Source organism: Methylorubrum pseudosasae, from assembly GCF_029504475.1.
Taxonomy (GTDB): Bacteria; Pseudomonadota; Alphaproteobacteria; order Rhizobiales; family Beijerinckiaceae; genus Methylobacterium; species Methylobacterium extorquens.
This window is the reverse complement of record NZ_JAQGDU010000002.1, coordinates 2570674-2589018: the sequence shown is the minus strand read 5'-3', so window position 1 is coordinate 2589018 and position 18345 is coordinate 2570674. Positions and strand designations below refer to the sequence as shown.

The 18345-nt window shown below is 69.3% G+C and carries 16 protein-coding genes and 1 pseudogene; 13 read left to right on the top strand and 4 right to left on the bottom strand.

Translation table 11 applies throughout. The features are described from left to right. Nucleotides 1–503 precede the first annotated feature (503 nt). From M2437_RS13015 to M2437_RS12995, 5 genes are all read left to right on the top strand, one after another. Nucleotides 504–2168 (top strand): porin, encoded by a 1665-nt coding sequence (locus tag M2437_RS13015; protein WP_253387639.1) that lies wholly within the window; start codon nucleotides 504–506, stop codon nucleotides 2166–2168. A gap of 202 nt (nucleotides 2169–2370) precedes the next feature. Further along, nucleotides 2371–3282, top strand: a complete 912-nt coding sequence (locus M2437_RS13010; protein ID WP_253387638.1) for an amino acid ABC transporter substrate-binding protein — start codon at nucleotides 2371–2373, stop codon at nucleotides 3280–3282. Between the two features lie 34 nt (nucleotides 3283–3316). Further along, on the top strand, nucleotides 3317–4039 hold the full coding sequence (locus M2437_RS13005; protein WP_253387637.1) for an amino acid ABC transporter permease: 723 nt from the start codon (nucleotides 3317–3319) through the stop codon (nucleotides 4037–4039). After that, nucleotides 4039–4731 (top strand): amino acid ABC transporter permease, encoded by a 693-nt coding sequence (locus tag M2437_RS13000; protein WP_004446344.1) that lies wholly within the window; start codon nucleotides 4039–4041, stop codon nucleotides 4729–4731. The genes M2437_RS13005 and M2437_RS13000 overlap by 1 nt, the downstream gene beginning before the upstream one ends. Nucleotides 4732–4805: 74 nt before the next feature. Beyond that, complete coding sequence (locus M2437_RS12995; protein ID WP_050983422.1) at nucleotides 4806–5534, top strand: amino acid ABC transporter ATP-binding protein; 729 nt, start codon at nucleotides 4806–4808, stop codon at nucleotides 5532–5534. Between the two features lie 89 nt (nucleotides 5535–5623). Here the strand turns inward: M2437_RS12995 and M2437_RS12990 are convergent, their stop codons facing one another. Beyond that, nucleotides 5624–6577: a DMT family transporter gene (locus M2437_RS12990; protein WP_253387636.1), complete on the bottom strand. Its 954-nt coding sequence runs from the start codon at nucleotides 6575–6577 to the stop codon at nucleotides 5624–5626. Between the two features lie 35 nt (nucleotides 6578–6612). Further along, complete coding sequence (locus tag M2437_RS12985) at nucleotides 6613–7881, bottom strand: arsenic transporter (RefSeq protein WP_253387635.1); 1269 nt, start codon at nucleotides 7879–7881, stop codon at nucleotides 6613–6615. Nucleotides 7882–8257: 376 nt separating this feature from the next. Between M2437_RS12985 and M2437_RS12980 the strand changes: the two genes are divergently transcribed. Further along, complete coding sequence (locus M2437_RS12980) at nucleotides 8258–8533, top strand: hypothetical protein (protein WP_004446348.1); 276 nt, start codon at nucleotides 8258–8260, stop codon at nucleotides 8531–8533. 340 nt (nucleotides 8534–8873) lie between these two features. On the opposite strand, the gene M2437_RS12975 is transcribed toward M2437_RS12980, so the two are convergent. After that, nucleotides 8874–9491, bottom strand: coding sequence for a PepSY domain-containing protein (locus M2437_RS12975; protein WP_015824133.1), 618 nt, complete (start codon nucleotides 9489–9491; stop codon nucleotides 8874–8876). Nucleotides 9492–9751: 260 nt separating this feature from the next. Here M2437_RS12975 and M2437_RS12970 point away from each other — a divergent pair, with 260 nt between their 5' ends. From M2437_RS12970 to M2437_RS12940, 7 genes and pseudogenes are all read left to right on the top strand, one after another. Next, nucleotides 9752–10513 (top strand): NUDIX hydrolase, encoded by a 762-nt coding sequence (locus M2437_RS12970; protein WP_253387634.1) that lies wholly within the window; start codon nucleotides 9752–9754, stop codon nucleotides 10511–10513. 1 nt (nucleotide 10514) lies between these two features. Further along, on the top strand, nucleotides 10515–11495 hold the full coding sequence (locus M2437_RS12965; protein WP_076642234.1) for an SPFH domain-containing protein: 981 nt from the start codon (nucleotides 10515–10517) through the stop codon (nucleotides 11493–11495). A 66-nt stretch (nucleotides 11496–11561) separates the two neighbouring features. Next, a complete protein-coding gene (locus M2437_RS12960) occupies nucleotides 11562–12401 on the top strand; it encodes an NAD(+)/NADH kinase (protein WP_499006776.1) in 840 nt (279 codons plus the stop codon). 246 nt (nucleotides 12402–12647) lie between these two features. Then, nucleotides 12648–13755, top strand: a pseudogene (locus M2437_RS12955) (AMP-binding protein); the annotation flags it as partial. Nucleotides 13756–13911: 156 nt separating this feature from the next. Next, nucleotides 13912–16731 carry a Pls/PosA family non-ribosomal peptide synthetase gene (locus tag M2437_RS12950; protein ID WP_499007170.1) on the top strand — a complete coding sequence of 940 codons (2820 nt, stop codon included), beginning with the start codon at nucleotides 13912–13914 and terminating at the stop codon, nucleotides 16729–16731. A 49-nt stretch (nucleotides 16732–16780) separates the two neighbouring features. Beyond that, nucleotides 16781–17128 (top strand): type II toxin-antitoxin system RelE/ParE family toxin, encoded by a 348-nt coding sequence (locus M2437_RS12945; protein WP_042509256.1) that lies wholly within the window; start codon nucleotides 16781–16783, stop codon nucleotides 17126–17128. Beyond that, complete coding sequence (locus M2437_RS12940) at nucleotides 17125–17412, top strand: XRE family transcriptional regulator (protein ID WP_012255145.1); 288 nt, start codon at nucleotides 17125–17127, stop codon at nucleotides 17410–17412. The genes M2437_RS12945 and M2437_RS12940 overlap by 4 nt, the downstream gene beginning before the upstream one ends. A 37-nt stretch (nucleotides 17413–17449) precedes the next feature. Here M2437_RS12940 and M2437_RS12935 read toward each other — a convergent pair whose 3' ends face one another. Beyond that, entirely contained in the window at nucleotides 17450–18106 is a 657-nt protein-coding gene (locus M2437_RS12935; RefSeq protein WP_004446355.1) for an alpha/beta hydrolase, read from the bottom strand. Between the last annotated feature and the right edge of the window lie 239 nt (nucleotides 18107–18345).

Genomic DNA, 18345 nt, shown 5'->3' with positions numbered 1-18345 from the left:
TGCCTTCATCCTTTGTCCCCCGACCTGCAACGGCCCGGACGAAACCTCGTGATGACCTGATTTTTCGGGATTAAATCAAATCTTCTTCTTGGCTCGTCCGGCGAGGCAGGCCTCTCAACTCCTCCGTGCAGGGGCGCGTCTCGGCTGAGCCCGCGCGATCGCACGATCCGGCTCCCCTGCGCCGGGCTGCCCCCTCGCCACGATCGGATCCTCCGTTTCATCCCGACCGGCCGCGTCGAGGGGCGGTGTGCGGCTGAAAAGTCACAGGCAGGCGCCGATCTGCGGCAACGTGCGATTGTGCGTGACGGGTCAACTACAGGGTTCTAGTATTTCAGTATTGATTCCTGCTTCTACAAGATGGCCTGAAGATGGGCCATGTCTGCGCAGTCTGCACAAACGTTATGCAAGTCGTGCCCTCGGCCGTCGTCATGTCTCCTCTGGCAGCGGCATGGCGGGCGACTCGGCGCCGTGAGGGGGCGGGGCTGATGGCGGAGGTCCGGTGGATGGGGCGGTTTGCAACCACAGGTCTGGCGGGAGCCGCGATCGCGGTCACGGCCGTGATGGCCGTCGACGCCGCCCGGGCGGCTGATCTGCCCGTCAGGAAGGCGGTCCCGATCGAGTTCGTCCGGGTCTGCAGCGCGAGCGGTGCAGGCTTCTTCTATATCCCCGGTACCGACACCTGCCTGCGCGTTTCGGGCCGCGCCCGCTTCGAGGCCGGGTACATCCCGGTCCAGAACCGCACCAACAGTGCGGGCGACCTGTCGCAGTACCGTGGGCTGATGCGCATGAACGTCGATGCGCGCACCCAGACCGGCTACGGGACCCTGCGCGCTTTCCTGCGCGTGGAGGCCGCGAGCCGTACCGGCGTGACCATGGCGTCGGGCACGCAGCAACGCATCGGCAACGCCTTTCCGGCGACTGGCCAGGACGCGCTCGGCCGGGTCCAGAACTATGTCGTGGCCGACAAGGCCTTCGTTCAATTCGCCGGGCTGACAGCGGGCCGCGCCTCCTCGTTCTTCGACTTCTACGCCCACGATTACGAGCTGATCGGCTCGACGGCGGGGTCGGACATGCCCTCCACCAACCTCCTGGCCTACACGCCCAAGATGGGGGAGGGCTGGTCGGCGACGCTGTCGATGGAGGATCCGAACCTCCGCAAGAACCCGTTCTACGCCGCCTCGGCCGCCCCCACCGGGACCATCCCCGGCCAGAGCGGCGTGAACAACGTCTTCGTCACCGCTCCGAGCCCCGTTATCCTCGGCACCAATGCCAACGGTACCGCCAGCACGGCCGTCTTCGTCGACGCGGTGCAGCGCTCGCGCATGCCGGACTTCGTCGGGGCGCTGCGCTACGATGCGGGCTGGGGCTCGGTCCAGCTCTCGGCCGCCGTCAAGGACGTCAATATCGGCGGCTTCATCGCCAATTCCGGCATCTCCACTCTAACCGCCGCGCCGGGTTCCGCGACGGGGCCGGTGGGTGCCGGCACCGCCGCAGCCCTGCTCGCCACCCGCGGCATCACATCGGGATCACAGACCGATCACGGTTGGGCGGTGCAGGGCGGCCTCAAGCTCAACCTGCCCTGGATCGCCACGGGTGACGGGCTCTACCTGCAGGGCGCCTACGGCGAGGGCGCGCTGATTTATACCGGCTTCTCGTACTTCACCGGCAACTATAGCGGCCAGCTCACCCCGGTGCAGGGCGGCCCCTTCGTACAGGCCCTGGCCGACGCAGTGATCAACCCGCTGACCGGCCGGATCGACCTGTCGAAGAGCTTCACGGCGACCGCCTCCCTCCTGCATTACTGGGCGCCCGAATGGCGCTCCGCCGTCTTCGGGAGCTATGGCGAGGTCGGGTTTCGGCGCGGCACCCGCGAGGCGTTCAGTCTCGTCAACGTCCTCGTCGGCTCCTCCGCGCCGCCGACCGGCGCGGCCTTCGCATCCAACCCGATCCTGCGCGACAACTACCAGATCATCGCCGGCGCGAGCCTGATCTGGTCGCCGGTCAAGGATCTCGATATCGGCATCGAGGGAACCTATATCGGCACCGGCCTGCTCGGCGGGCGCGACGCCGACGCGACCCGCCCCGTCACCGTGAACGGCCTGCCGGCCTATACCGAGAAGCACTACGACACGACGCAGATCCGCATCCGTGTCCAGCGCGACTTCTGATGGTCCGCCCCGGATGCACCCGCCGGCGGGCCCTGGGGGCGTGGCGCTTCGCACTGATGGTATGGGCTTTGCCTCAGCGAGCTTGTCCGGATCGGATGACAAGCGCTTCTCTCAGCATCACTATGCGTTTCAAATCGCGTGCCCGTTCCGCGGTTCGTCCCGGCTGCAACGAGGCGGTCGTCGTCAGAAAAAGGTCCGCCGTATGCACCTGAGTCATGCGCTTTTCCTCGCCGCCCTCGCGATTTCGGCGGCCACGGCACCGGTCGGCGCGCAGGAGTTGAGCGGAACCCTCAAGAAGGTGAAGGACATGGGCTCCATCACCATCGGCTATCGCGACGCCTCGGTGCCGTTCTCCTATCTCGACGGCAATCAGAAGCCGGTGGGCTACGCCTTCGAGATCTGTCTCAAGGTCGCCGACGCGGTCAAAGCGCATCTGAAGCTCGACACGCTGGAGGTGCGGCTCAACCCCGTCACCTCCGCCACCCGCATCCCGCTGATCGCCAACGGAACGATCGACCTCGAATGCGGCTCGACCACCAATAACGCCGACCGGCAGCGGCAGGCGGCCTTCACCAACACCCACTTCCTCACCGCGACACGCTTCGTCGCCAAGCGGGACAAGGGGCTCGACAAGACCGACGACCTCAAGGGCCGCACCGTGGTCTCGACCTCGGGCACCACCAACATCCGCCAGATCAACGAGATCAACACCGCCCGTGGCCTCGGCATGCGGATCCTGCCGGCCAAGGACCATGCCGAGGCCTTCCTGATGGTCGAGACCGGCCGCGCCGACGCCTTCGTGACGGACGACGTGCTGCTCGCCGCCCTCGTCGCCGGATCGAAGACGCCCGACGCCTACGCGATCTCCTCGGAGGCGCAATCGCGCCCCGAGCCCTACGGCATCATGCTGCGCAAGGATGACCCGGCCTTCAAGGCCGTGGTCGATGCCGCCACCGCCGCCCTCTACAAGAGCCCGGAGGGGACGGCGCTCTACGAGAAGTGGTTCACGCAAGCCATCCCGCCGCGGGGCATCAACCTGAAGCTCCCGATGAGCGAGGCGATGCGGAAGGCCTTGGCCAACCCCAGCGACAGCCCTGACCCGGCGGCCTACTGACCGGGCCGGCGCGGATGCGGTTGGGCGAACTGCGATGAACTACACCTGGAACTGGGGCATCTTCCTGGAGCCGTCCCCCGAGGGCGCCGGCACCTATGCCGACATGCTGCTCTCCGGGCTGGCCTGGACGGTGGTCACCGCCCTCTGCTCGTGGGCCATCGCCTTCACCCTCGGCTCGGTGGTCGGCGTGATGCGCACGCTGCCCTCACGGACCGCCAACGCCATCGGCGCGGCCTATGTCGAGGGGTTCCGCAACGTGCCGCTGCTGGTGCAGATGTTCCTCTGGTACTTCGTGCTGCCGGAACTCCTGCCGGCGCGTCTCGGCGCGGCCGTCAAGCAGATGCCGGACGCGCCGTTCTACACGGCGGTTCTGTGCCTGGGCTTCTTCACGGCCGCTCGGGTGGCCGAGCAGGTGCGGGCCGGCATCCGCGCCCTGCCGCGGGGGCAGGCGCAGGCGGGCCTCGCGCTGGGCCTCACCTGGGCGCAGACCTACCGCGCCGTGCTTCTGCCCAACGCCTACCGGATCATCCTGCCGCCGCTCACCTCGGAATTCCTGAACAACCTCAAGAACACCTCCGTCGCGCTGACCATCGGCCTGCTCGAACTCACGGCCCGGGCGCGCTCGATGCAGGAATTCTCGTTCCAGGTGTTCGAGGCCTTCACCGCGGCGACTCTGCTCTACGTCGCCCTCAGCCTCGTGGTGATCGCGGGCGCGACCCTGCTGGAGCGGCGCGTGGCCGTGCCGGGAGGGCGCTGATGTTCGGGCATTTCGACCTCTCCGTCGTCGCCAATTCGCTGCCCTACCTGTTCGGCGAGGGGATGGTGTTCACGCTGACGCTCACCGCGCTCGCGGCGAGCGGCGGCATCGTGCTCGGCACCGGGCTGGCGCTGCTGCGGCTCTCGGGCGTGCCGGGTCTGACGCACGCGGCCAAGTTCTATGTCGAGCTGATGCGGTCCCTGCCGCTCGTGCTGGTGATCTTCTGGTTCTACTTCCTCGTGCCCTATCTCGGCGCCTGGGCGATCGGCGCCGACACGCCGATCCAGGTCGGGGCGTTTGCCAGCGCGCTCGTCACCTTCACCCTGTTCGAGGCGGCCTACTTCTCCGAGATCGTGCGGGCCGGCATCCAGTCGATCCCGAAGGGCCAGAGCGCGGCGGCCCGGGCGCTCGGCATGAGCTACGCGCAGGTCATGCGGCTCGTGGTGCTGCCGCAGGCGTTCCGCAACATGGTGCCGCTGCTGCTGACGCAGACGATCGTGCTCTTTCAGGACACCTCGCTCGTCTACGTGCTCTCGCTGACCGATTTCCTCGGCGCCGCCTCCAAGGTGGCGCAGCGCGACGGGCGGCTGGTGGAGATGTACCTGTTCGCCGCGCTGGTCTACTTCGCCGTCTGCTTCGCAGCCTCGCTGCTGGTGCGCCGGCTCCAGGCCCGCACGGCGATCGCCCGGTGAGGGATAATCAGGATGAGGGTGGGCCGATGACCGCGCCGCTGACATCGCCGCAGCCGCCCGCCGCGGGCGGGACGATGATCGCTATCGAGGCGGTGTCGAAGTGGTACGGCGAGGTCCAGGTCCTGTCCGGCTGCTCCACCGCGGTGACGCGCGGCGAGGTGGTGGTGGTGTGCGGCCCCTCGGGCTCGGGCAAGTCGACGCTGCTGAAATGCGTCAACGCTCTGGAGCCGTTCCAGGAGGGGCAGATCACCGTCGATGGCACGCGGGTGCGGGACAAGGCCACCAATCTGCCGCGGCTGCGCGCGCGGGTCGGCATGGTGTTCCAGCATTTCGAGCTGTTCCCGCATCTGAGCGTCCTCGACAACCTGACGCTCGCCCCGCGCAAGGTGCTCGGGCGTTCGAAGGCAGAAGCGACCCAGCGCGGCCTCGACCTGCTCGCCCGCGTCGGCCTCTCGGCGCATGCACACAAACATCCGGGCCAGCTCTCGGGCGGGCAGCAGCAGCGGGTGGCGATCGCCCGGGCGCTCGCCATGGACCCGGTGGTGATGCTGTTCGACGAGCCGACCTCGGCGCTCGATCCCGAGATGGTCGGCGAGGTGCTCGACGTCATGGTGGAACTGGCCCGCGACGGCATGACCATGATGGTCGTGACCCACGAGATGGGCTTCGCCCGCAAGGTGGCCGACCGGGTGGTGTTCATGGATCGCGGCGAGATCGTCGAGGACGTGGCGAAGGACGCCTTCTTCGACCGGCCCCGCAGCGAGCGCGCCCAGCAGTTTCTGTCGAGGATCCTCGCGCATTGACGCCGACAGGCCGCCCCCGGCTCTGCCCGTGAGGCGCTCCGGCCGTCGGGTGGCGCCGCGTGCGGCGGCACCGGCCTCTGGCCCGGCTGTCAGAACAGCGAGATGAGGACGATGCCGGCCACCATCAGGGCGGCCCCGCCCAGCCGCGAGGCGCCGGCCCGCACCCGCTTCATGCCGACCCAGCCGAAATGGTCGAGCGCCACCGAGGTCAGCAGGTTGGCGGTGATCAGGAGGCCGTTGAAGGCGCCCGCGCCGACCTTGTCGACGAAGAGCAGGCCGGCGAACACGGCCACGGCGCCGGTGAGGCCGGCCAGCGGCATCCACCAGCGCACCCCCTCGATGTCGGCCCGCTGCGGCAGCGGCTTGGGCCGCAGCAGGAAGACCAGCACGAAGACGAACACCACCGGCAGGAACGAGACCAGGGCCGCGAGCCACGGGTTGATCAGGGCTCCGCGCAACTGCGCGTTCCAGACCACGCCGATCGCCTGCAGGGCGCCCGCGACGACGATGAAGGGATAGAGCAGCCGCGGGTTGAGGCCGTGGCCGGTGTTTTCGGTCTCGTCTTGCCCGGCGCCTTGCCCGGCACCTTTGTCGGGCGTGACGCGGGCGATGAACGTTACGCCGATCGCCATGAGCAGGCCGCCGAGCCAGGGCATCGGCTTGAACCCACCGCCTTGCAGCCCGAACAGGCCGAGCGAATCCATCGCCAGCGAGGTCAGGATGTTGGCCGTCAGCGTCAGGCCGTTGAAGGGGCCGGCGCCGACCTTGTCGACGAAGGCGAGGCCGCCGAACACCGCCACGGCACCAGCCACCCCGCCGAGCGGCGCGTACCACGGCATCGCCGCCAGCGAGTCGAGGCTGGGCAGCGGCGTCGTCATCACGAGGAACAGCGTCGCGAAGACGAAGACGATCGGCAGGAAGGAGACCGCCGCAGCGAGGAAAGGGTTGACGAGGTGCCCGCGCAACTGCGCGTTCATGGAGTTGCCGAGCGCCTGGAGCGCGCCCGCCACGATGATGAAGGGATAGAGCAGGGCGGCACTCACGCGGGTCGGCCTCCAGATCGGCGAGGATTATGGGATCAGGCGAGGATCAGGGCCGCGAGGGCCAGCGCCAGCGCCGGGGGCATGACCAGGGCGCCGAGCTTCAGGAACGCCCAGGCGGAGACGTTTTGGCCCTCGCGGCGGATCGCGGTGAGCCAGAGGATCGTGGCGAGCGAGCCCGTGACCGAGAGGTTCGGCCCGAGATCGACGCCGATCAGGATCGCCCCCGCCACCGTCTCCGGCACATGGGCGGCCTGCACCGCGGCGCCCGCCAGGAGGCCCGCCGGCAGGTTATTCACGAGGTTCGATCCGAACGCGACGAGCGCGCCGCCGGCCCAGGCCGTCGCGGCGGGATCGCCCTGCACGGCGCGGCCCAGGAGGTCGGCGAGCCTTGCGAGCAGGCCGGTCTTCTCTAGGGACTCGACGAGGACGAAGAGCCCGGCGACCAGCGGCAGCACGCCCCAGGAGACGTCCCGAGCGACCGCGACCAGCCCGCCCCGATTGATCGCGAGCACGACGAGGGTGGTGGCGAGCCCGGCGATGAAGGTCGGCAGGCCGAGTTCGATCCCGGCGGCCGAGGCGCCGATCAGGGCCGCGCCGGTGGCGACGATGCCCCCAGCCGCGATCGTGCCGCCGAGCCCGAGCCTCGGGATCGCGACGTCGGTCGCGACCGTCTCGGCCTTCAGCCGCGCGTTCTGGGTCAGGCGCAGGACGAGATAGGTCGCGACGATGGCGAGGAGGGAGGGCAGGGTGAAGGTCGCCAGCCACCGGCCGAGCGGCGGCATGTGCTCGGCGAAGACGACGAGGTTGGCCGGGTTCGAGATCGGCAGCACGAAGCTCGCCGCGTTGGCGATGAAGGCGCAGACGAACAGGTAGGGCAGGGGCTGCTTCACCCCGGCGGCCCGCGTCGCGGCGAAGACGGCGGGCGTCAGCACCACCGCGCAGGCATCGTTCGAGAGGAAGACCGTGACCACCGTGCCGACGACGTAGACGAGCGAGAACAGCCGCGTCGGCGACCCCTTCGCGGCCCGCACCGCGTGGGCGGCGAGCCAATCGAACAGGCCCTGCTTTCGGGCGATCTCGGAGAGCAGCATCATCCCGACGAGGAAGAGGTAGACGTCGGTGCCCTTGGCCGCGCCCTCCAGGGCATTCTGCCAGGGGATCAGGCCGAGGAGGACGAGGAGCACCGCGCCGAGCACCGCCCAGATCGCCTCCGGCCAGGAGAACGGGCGCAGGATCACGCCGAGCGTCGCCAGCGCGGCGATACCCCAGGTCGCCGCGTTCGGGTTCGGGATCAGCGCGCCCATCGGCGTCGGGCTTCCTTCTGTCGGGGAGGATCACGGGATTCGGAGCGGCGGGGCACCGCTGCGGGTCGCTCCGGCTTGGAGCAGGATCGCGCATGGCCTCTCCGAGACCAAGCCCCGACGGTCTGTGCATCGCCGCCGATCCGCCGCTCAAGATTTCTCGCGCGCCGCCGTTCCTGTTTCATCCATCACAAGGGCGCGATCTTGGAAGGGGCGGGGGATGGGTGCTCCGGACGGCTTCGGAGGCGCATGATCCCGAGCCATGATCGAGCGATGCGCCGCGATGCGATGAGGTGGGGCGAAGCGGGCAGGGCGGAACAGCGTCCCGGAGCGCCGGTTCTCCCAGGGCCCATCACCTCAACAAACAGGGAGATCCGCCATGAAGGCTCTGACCTTCGCCCTCGCCAGCACCCTCCTGCTCGCGCCCGCGGCCTTCGCCGCCGAAGGCACGGGGGCTTCCGGCACCAGCCGCTCCGGCACGGCCGACAGCACGGGGCCGAACGATGCCGGTTCGGGGGCGTCCCCCGGGGCAGCCGGAAGCGGCCCGACTTCGGGTGACAAGAGCCGCTCCGGCACGGCCAACAGCACGGGCGCCAACGATGCCGGCTCCGGTTCCTCACCCGGCGCCAGCGGCAAGGGCCACGAGGCCCGTTAGACCGCATTCCGACGAAGCGGTTACCGGCTTTCGGGACGACGCTCCAAACAAGAAGGCAGCGCCGCATCCCGGACGCCGAAGGGGCCGGTTTGGCCGGTCATGCGCGGCTAAGGCGCGACAGCGCCATCTGGCGCACCGCCTATGAAAGTATACGCCGGCACCCGTTCCCGGATGCCGGCGGTCACGAAGGTCGGGACGCTCCACCGGGGTGGCCATCCGGGTCCTGCCCCTCCCGAGACGGCGCGTCGGCGGCGGGCCGTCCGGGTTCCGCGCGGTTCCCGGACGACCTTTCGGGATCGCCGCTAGAAAGTCTCCTCGGGAGGAGGGGGCTAAAGCGGGATCAGTCGTTCTTCACCGTGCCGTCCGGGCTGACCTTGACCTCCTGCTCGCGGTCGGTGAGCGCCAGCTTGATCTCGTACTCGACCGCATTGCCCTCGCGCTCGACCTCGGCCTCGTAGGCCTTGCTGCCGGGGCTCTTCTGCTCGGCGAGCTTGATCGCGTCCTTCAGCGAGACCTTAGCGTTCTGAAAGTCGCTCGCCTTCAGCCGGGTGAAGTAGCGCTCGAACGGCTGGTTCTCGCTCTTGTAGAGATCGCCCGTGTCGGCGTTGACGCCGTGCTCGACGAGCTTGCCGCTCGGGTACACGACCTTGATCGAGTAGTGCGCCGGGTTCTTGCTGTCGGCCTTCTCGAAGTCGGCGTCGATCGCCTTGCCGCCCTTCTCCTCGCCTTCGGCCTTGCCCTCGGCGGTAGCGATGGCCTGCGCGAGGCCGACCTTGGCCGACTTGGCGACCTGCCACTCCTTGAGGTCGCTGTTGGACTTGGTCGCTTCCGTGGCGCTCGGGGCGCGGCCGGTGTTCTCCGGGTTCTTGGTCAGGTCGGGGTTCTGGGCCGCGGCGAGGCCGGTCATCAGGGCCAGCAGGCCGGTGGCGGCGGTGAGGCGCAGGAAATTCGTCTTCATGTGGCGGGCTTTCCGTTTCTTGTGTCGGCGCCTGAGGCGCTCGAGCTTGTTGCGGACCCACAGAACGGTCCGAGCCGCCGCTTGGTTGCAGCGCGTTACTGCGTTCGAGGCATGCTGGTGCGCGCCATCGACGATCGACAGGGCCAGAGATCGACAGGGCCGGCGCCGGCGCGCCCGAGTTCGCGCGCCGTGTTGACATATATTCGATACGCGAATAACTAATATCCCAGTCGAATATAAGATGGATCGGGCGTGATCCCATGAGCCAAGCCGAGGCCGCCTTCCTGGCGCGCTACGATCCCGCCGATTACGCCCGGCCCGCCGTGGCCGTCGATCTGGTGCTGCTGGGCCTTTCCGGCGGTCGCCCGACCCTCCTGCTGCTGAAGCGCGACCGGCACCCGCATGCGGGGCGCCATGCGCTGCCCGGCGGCTTCGTCGGGATTGACGAGGCGTTGGATGACGCCGCCGCGCGCGTCCTGCGCGAGAAGGCGGGCGGGGCGCCGGCCCATCTGGAGCAGCTCTACACCTTCGGCGCGGTGGAGCGCGATCCGCGTATGCGCATCATCACGGTCGCCTATCTCGCGCTCCTGACCGAGGCGGCCTTCGCCGAGGCGCGGATGCGGGCCCCGACCCTGATTCCCGGCGCGGTCGCGGCGTCGCCCGCGGCGGAGGGATCCGTGACGGTCCATGCGGCCGACGGCGCGGCTTTGCCGCTCGCCTTCGACCACGCCGAGATCGTCGCGCTGGCGATCCGGCGTCTGCGGGGCAAGCTCGACTATTCGGAGGTCGGCTTCGCCCTGCTGCCCGAGCTGTTCACCCTGCGCCAGCTTCAGGACGTGCACGAGGCGATCCTCGGCACGGGCCTCAACAAGCCCGCCTTCCGCCGCCGGATGCTCGACCGCGGCTGGCTCGACCCCACCGGCCGCTTCGAGACGGGCACCTCCTACCGCCCCGCCGAGCTGTACCGCCTTCGCCAAACCTCTTCCCAAACCTCTTGGCAAACCTCCGCTCAAGGAGACTGACATGGCCACGATCCGCCGTTTCGGCGTTCTCTCCCAGCTCAGGAGCGAGGCGAGCCACTACGTCATCCGCTACCGCAACGGCCGCCCGCGTCAGAGCGGGCGCGGCCTCGTCTTCTGGTTCCGGCCGGAGACCGCGAGCATCAGCGAGTTGCCGATGGACGACCGCGAGATGACGCTGTTCGTCCGCGGCCGCAGCGCGGATTTCCAGGCGGTCGCGGTGCAGGGCAGCATCGGCTGGCACGTCGCCGATCCCGAGCGGCTCGCTGCCCGCGTCGATTTCTCCCTCGACCTGCGCACCGGCCGGCTCCAGGGCGAGCCGGTCGAGCGGATCGAGGCGCGCATCGCCGGGCTGGCCAACCAGAGTGTGCTGCAATTCCTCGGAACCGCGCCGGTGCGCGCCCTGCTCGATGCCGGGCCGGAGGCCCTGCGCGGGCAGGTGCAGGCGACGCTCGCCAACGATCCGTCGCTGGCCGAGATTGGCGTCGCGGTGGTCTCGGTGCGGCTCACCAACCTCGCTCCGTCGAGCGAACTGGAGCGCGCGCTCCAGACGCCGACCTACGAGGCGCTGCAGCAGAAGGCGGACGAGGCCACCTTCGCCCGCCGGGCGCTGGCGGTGGAGAAGGAACGCGCCATCGCCGAGAACGAACTCGCCACCAAGACCGAGCTGGCCCGGCGCGAGAGCCTGCTGATCGCCGAGGAAGCGCAGAACGCCCGCAACCGGGCGCAGGCGCGGGCGGAGGCGGAAGGAATCGAGGCCGGCGCCGAGGCCGAACGCATCCGCATGGTCGAGGGGGCGCGGGCCGAGGCCGAGCGGGCGCGCGTCGCGATCTACCGCGACGTGGCGCCGGGCACCCTGCTCGGGCTGGCCGCCCAGGCGCTGGCGGGCAAGCTCGACACGATCGAGCACGTGAACGTCACGCCGGACCTCCTCGCCACCCTGCTCGGCGAGGTCCGCCGGCCGGCCAGCCTCCCGGCCCGCTGAGGGAGGGAGGCATGGCCGCGCTCACCCCCCCGGGCGGTCTTCGTCACCCGCGAGACCGATTACGAGTTGCTGATCGCCCGGCACGCCACGCGGGGACAGGCCCGCTTCTTCCTCGAGAGCCGCGGCCAGGGGCTCGCCGTGGTCGAGGCGCGCCACGAGCGCTTCCACGCGGTGCTGGCACAGGCGCGGGCCGCGGTGCCGGGCGAGTGGCGCCAGGCCCTGGTGCGGCGGGCCGACCTCGACCGCTTCCTGTTCGCCGGGGACGACGTCGTCGTCGCCGTCGGGCAGGACGGGCTGATCGCCAACGTCGCCAAGTATCTGGGCGAACAGCCGGTGATCGGGGTGAACCCGGCGCCGGACCTCTATGACGGCGTGCTGGCGCGCAACCCCGTCGAGCGGCTGGCCCGGCTGCTGCCGGCGAGCGTCGCCGGCGCCGCCGCAATCGAGCGGCGCACCATGGTCCAGGCGGTGATCGACGGCACCGAGCGCCTGTTCGCCCTCAACGAGATTTTTGTGGGCCACCGCAGCCACCAATCCGCGCGCTACCGGATCGAGGCCGGAAGCGAGGCCGAGGAGCATTCCTCCAGCGGCCTTATCGTCGCCTCCGGCACCGGGGCGACCGGCTGGGCCCGCTCGATCAGTGAGGCGACCCGGCTCGACCTGTCACTCGGGCCCGACGAGCGGGCGGTGGGCTACTGGGTGCGCGAGCCGTTCCCCAGCGTCGCCACCGCGACCCGGCTGCGCGCCGGCAAGCTCACCGATGCGCCGCTGGTCGTCACCTCGCGGATGAACGAGGGCGGCGTGATCTTCGCCGACGGCATTGAGCAGGACTTTCTGGGCTTCGGCTGGGGCCGGCAGGTGCGGATCGCGCCGGCCGACCGGGCCCTGCACCTCGTCACCGGTTGAGCCGGGCGGCATTGCAGGTCCGGGCTGTTCGGGAAGACCGGTTTCCTGGCCGCCCATCCCGTATATGGAACGCGTGCGGGACATCCGGGCGGGTCTCTCGACCACAATCATCCGTATGGCGCGATCCTGTCGCAAAACCGCCAAGGGTGCCGAGCATGGGGCGCGGGATCGCGCGCCGCCAGCGTCGGCGCGGGATTCGACCGATCCGGGAATGGGCAGCACGTGGAATCGGCAGCAGAGCATCGGATGAGCGGTCTCGCCGAGGTGGGACGGCACGACGAAGGGCCGGGCGAGCGCCTCGGCGGCCGCGCCGTCCTGCGGGGGGCCGCGCGGCCCGATCTGATCCGCCGGGAGACCCTGGCCGACCTGTTCCGGGCGAGCGCCGCCGCGCGCGCCGACGCGCCCTGCCTGATCGATGCCGCCGAGCCCGGCTCCGGCGGGCGCCGTCCGGTCCTGACCTATGCGGAGGTCGATGCCCGCTCCGACGCCATCGCCGCCGGGCTGTCCACCCGCGGCATCGGTCCGGGGGACGTCGTCGGCCTCTGGATGGCCCGCGGCACCGAACTGCTGATCGCGCAGATCGGCATCACGAAATCCGGCGCCGCCTGGCTGCCCTTCGACGCCGAGGCGCCCGCCGACCGGGTTGCGGTGTGCCTGAACGATGCCGAGGCCAAGGCGCTCCTCGTCTCGGAGGCCCTGCAGCCTCAGGCGCCGGAGGGCACGCCCGCGCTCACGACGGCCGAGGTTCTGGCAGCGGGGCAGGGGGCATCACCGCCCGATCTCGAGGCCGCCAGCCTCACTCCCGCGCACCCGGCCTACCTGATCTACACCTCGGGCTCGACCGGCGTGCCGAAGGGCATCGTCATCAGCCACGCCAACATCTGCCACTTCCTGCGCTCGGGCAACGCGGTCTACGGCCTCTCCGCCGACGACGTGGTGTTCCAGGGCGCCTCCGTCGCCTTCGATCTCTCGATGGAGGAGATCTGGGTTCCCTATCTCGTCGGCGCCTGCCTGTTCGTGGCGAGCCCGGCCATGATGGGCGACGTCGAATCCCTGCCCGCGATCATTGCGGAGGCCGGGATCACCGTGCTCGATACGGTGCCGACCCTGCTCGCCATGATCACCCGGCGACCTGCCGAGTGTCCGGCTCGTGCTGCTCGGCGGCGAGGCCCTGCCCGAGCCGCTGGTGGCGCGCTGGGCGACCGATCGGCGGCGCCTGTTCAACACCTACGGCCCGACCGAAGCCACCGTGGTGGCGACCGCCGCCGAGATGCGGCCGGGTCGGCCCGTCACCATCGGCGGTCCGATCCCGAATTATTCGGTCTACGTCGCGGACGAGGCGCTGAACCTCCTCGCGCCGGGCGAACAAGGCGAGCTGCTGATCGGCGGCCCCGGCGTCGCGGCGGGCTACCTCAAGCGGCCCGAGCTGACGGCGGAAAAGTTCGTCGCCAATCCCTACCCGTCCGACGGGACCGATCCGGTGCTTTACCGCTCGGGCGATGCGGTCTCGATGACGCCGGAGGGCGACATCGTCTTCCACGGCCGCATCGACGATCAGGTCAAGATCCGCGGGTTCCGCGTGGAACTCGGCGAGATCGAGGCGCGCATCCGGGCGCAGGACGGGATCAATCAGGCGGCGGTGGTCCTGCGCCGCGACGACGAGGTCGACCGCCTCGTCGCCTTCCTCGTGCCCGAGCGGAATGCCGCCCTCGACCGCGCGGCGCTGCGAAAGAATCTGGCGGCGCAGATGCCGCCCTACATGGTGCCCGGCCATTTCGAGGCGGTCGAGACCCTGCCGCGGCTCACCTCCGGCAAGGTCGATCGCAAGGCGCTGCGGATCGCGCCGCTGACCGTGGCGGTGGCCGACGGCGAGCAGGAGGCCCCCGACAACGAGACCGAAGCCGCGCTTCTGGCCGCCGCCAAGAAGGTGTTCGGCGACGGTCCGATCGGGCTCGAGGCCGATTTCTTCTCCGAACTCGGCGGCCACTCGCTGCTTGCCGCCCGCTTCGTCGGCGCGGTGCGCGAGACCCCGGCGCTCGCCGGCATCACCCTGCAGGACGTCTATAACGGCCGCACCCTGCGGGTGATGGCCGCGAGTCTGATCGAGCGCACGGGTGGGGCCGGCGCCCAGACCGCGATCCGCGACCTGAGCTTTGCTCCGCCGCCGCTGCTACGCCGGGCGCTGTGCGGGCTGGCGCAGGCGATCACGCTGCCCTTCGTCATCGCGCTGGCCACCGCGCAATGGCTCGGCATCTTCGTCACCTACCTGCTGCTCACCGGCGGCGGGCTCGGCTTCTGGGGCGAACTGGGCGTTCTCCTGCTGGTCTATATCGGCATCAACGCCGTCACCGCGGCGATCGCGATCGCCGCCAAATGGCTGATCCTCGGGCGAACGAAGCCCGGCCGCTATCCGCTCTGGGGCGTCTATTATTACCGCTGGTGGCTGGCGCAGCGCCTGACGCCGCTGGTGCACATCAAGTGGCTCCAGGGCTCCCCCGTCATCGTCACCTATCTGCGCCTGCTCGGCGCGCGGATCGGCGACGACGTGCTGATCTCCGACCTCGATGTCGGCGCACCCGATCTGCTCACCATCGGCCGCGGCGCGTCGCTCGGCGGGCGGCTGGTGATCGCCAACGCGGAGGTCGTCGGCAACGAACTCGTCATCGGCTCCGTCGAGATCGGCGAGGATGTCGCCATCGGCACCTCCTGCGTGATCGGCCCCGGCACGGTGATCGGCGACCATGCCGAGATCGCCGACCTCACCACCGTGCCCGCGGGCACCGAGGTCGGCCCGGCCGAGGCCTGGGACGGCTCGCCCGGCCGCCGGGTCGGCACCGTCGATTTTTCCGCGCTGCCCGAGCCGGCCACCGCCTCGCCCGCCCGCCGGGCGGCCTTCGGGGCGGTCTACGCCTTCCTGCTCGCGGCGGTGCCGGCGGTCGGCCTGCTGCCGATCTTCCCGGCCTTCTACCTCTTCGACCAGATCTCGGATAACCTCTCGGAACTCACCGACGTCGATTACCACGCCTACCTGCCGCTGCTGACCTGGCCCACCGCCATGCTGATGACGGCGGGCACGGTGCTGCTCATCGCCGCCATCCGCTGGGCGGTGCTGCCGCGGGTCACGCACGGCACCTTCTCGATCTGGTCGGGCTTCTACCTGCGCAAATGGCTGGTGGCGCTCGCCTCCGAGGTGACGCTGGAGACGCTCTCCTCGCTGTTCGCCACCGTCTACATGCGGGCGTGGTACCGGCTGATGGGCGCACGGATGGGAAGGGGCGCCGAGATCTCGACCAATCTCGGCTCGCGCCACGACCTCGTCGCGGTCGGCGCCAACAACTTCATCGCCGACGAGGTGGTGGTCGGCGAGGAGGAGATCCGCCGCGGCTGGATGCATCTCCATCCCGTAGAGACCGGCGCCCGCGTCTTCGTCGGCAATGACGGCGTGCTGCCGCCGGGCGCGCACATCCCCGACGACGTGCTGATCGGCATCAAGTCGAAGCCGCCGGCCAACGACAAGATGGGGCCGGGCGAGACTTGGTTCGGCTCGCCGCCGATCCGCCTGCCGGTGCGCCAGAAGGTCGATCTCGGCTCCAACGCCCAGACCTTCGAGCCGAGCGTGTGGGCCAAGCTGCGGCGCGGCCTGTTCGAGGCCTTCGCCACCTCGTTCTCGCCGATGCTCTACATCTCGCTCGCCATCTGCGCGATCGACTGGGTGTTCTACCCCGCTATCCTCGCCGAGGATTGGGGCGGGCTGGCGCTTGCCTTCGTGCTCGTGAGCCTCGCCATCGCGCTGATCCAGACGAGCAGCGTCATCGCGCTCAAATGGCTCCTGATGGGACGCTACCGCCCCGGCATGCGGCCGATGTGGTCGTGGTGGGCGATGCGGACCGAGGCGATCGCCGTCGCCTATTGGGGGCTCGCCGGCAAGGTGCTGCTGGAGCACCTGATGGGCACGCCGTTCCTGCCCTGGATGCTGCGGCTGTTCGGTGTGAAGGTGGGCAAGGGCGCCTGCCTGCTGATGACCGATATCACCGAGTTCGACTGCGTCGAGATCGGCGACTTCGCGGCGATCAACCGCTCGGCCGCGCTCCAGACCCACCTCTACGAGGATCGCATCATGAAGGTCGGCCGCGTCGTGGTCGGGCGCGGCGTCACGGTGGGCGCCTTCTCCACCGTCCTCTACGACAGCCATGTCGGCGACTACGCGCGGCTGCGCCCGCTCACCATCGTCATGAAGGGCGAGTCGATCCCGGCGCATTCGGAATGGGAGGGCGCGCCTGCCGTGCCGGTGGTGCACGCGGCGGGCGAGGCTGTGGCGCGGGCGGCCTGAGCGGCAGGACGGCTCTTGTGAAGTGTACCATTATCGGTACATTCTGCTGATGCCTGCCGCGGCGGCCATCCCTCTCGTCTTCTATCGAAGCGCTGCAGGCCACGAGCCGGTCCGCGAGTGGTTGAGGGAATTGCCACTGGAGGACAAGCGCGTTGTCGGCTTCGACGTTCGTCGCGTTCAACTGGGTTGGCCGATCGGCTTGCCGGTTTGCCGGCCGATGGCAGGTGGATTGTTCGAGGTGCGTTCGACTTTGCCGAGCCGACGCGAAGCGCGCCTGCTGTTCGGGTTCCACGAAGGCCGGTTGGTTGCCCTGCATGCCTTCATCAAGAAGGCGCAGCGGACGCCGGCGGCAGAGCTTGAACTGGCACGGCGGCGCTTGAAGGAAGTGACGAGATGAGTGCGGACAACCCCCATATCGGATCAAGCTTCGAGAGCTGGCTCGAAGCCGAGGGCATTGCCGAGGAGGTGAAGGCCGCAGCAGCCAAGAGCATCATCGCCGAGCAGATTGCATCGGAGATGAAGCGCCAGAAGATCAGCAAGGTTCGGATGGCCGAGCTCATGCAGACGAGCCGCGCTCAGGTCGATCGGCTCCTTGATCCGTCGAATGGCGCCGCGACATTGGAATCCCTGGTCCGCGCCGCTCGCGCGGTCGGACGGGATTTGCGGGTCGAACTCGTATGAATATCGCCCGCTGATCGACTCAGCGGGCTGACGCGACTCACGCTGCCTCGGTCTTCGCCCCGAGGCGCTTGTCGAGATAGGTGTCGACGGTCTGGGTCAGTTCGTCGACCCGGCCGTCGAAGAAGTGGTTGGCGCCCTCGACCATCTGGTGCTCGATGATGACGCCCTTCTGGGTCTTCACCTTCTCGATCACCGGGATCACCTCGCGGGCCGGCGCCACCCGATCCTCCGAGCCGTGCACGAACAGGCCGGAGGAGGGGCAGGGCGCCAGGAAGGTGAAGTCGTAGCGGTTGGCCATGGCGGCGATCGAGATGAAGCCCTCGATCTCCGGGCGGCGCATTAGGAGCTGCATCCCGATCCACGAGCCGAACGAGACGCCCGCGATCCAGCAGGACTTCGCCTCCGGGTTGACCGACTGTACCCAATCGAGGGCGGCCGCGGCGTCGGAGAGTTCACCCGAGCCGTGATCGAAGGCGCCCTGGCTGCGCCCGACCCCACGGAAATTGAAGCGCAGGGCTGCGAATCCGCGATTGGCGAAGGTGTAGAAAAGATTGTACACGATTTGATTGTTCATCGTGCCCCCGAACTGGGGGTGCGGATGAAGCACGATCGCGATCGGTGCGCCCTTTTTCTTGGGGGCTTGGTAGCGGCCTTCCAGGCGGCCGGCGGGGCCGGAAAAGATGACTTCGGGCATGGTGTCCTCGAGATGATCCGACCCTCACCCCTGATGCCCGCGCGAAGGCAGGCAGGCTGAGCCGGTCACGGCTTGACTCGTTGCGCGCGCCACCTACAAGCGCTCTTAGAATAATTCTAGGTCATTAGAATCATTCTAAACAGTTCGTCGGGCCTCGACCTGCGAAGCACACGGCGCGTTTCGCGCGGCTTAGCACGGGGGAGGGGGGCGAAATCAAGAAAATCAGGATCTGGCAGGAC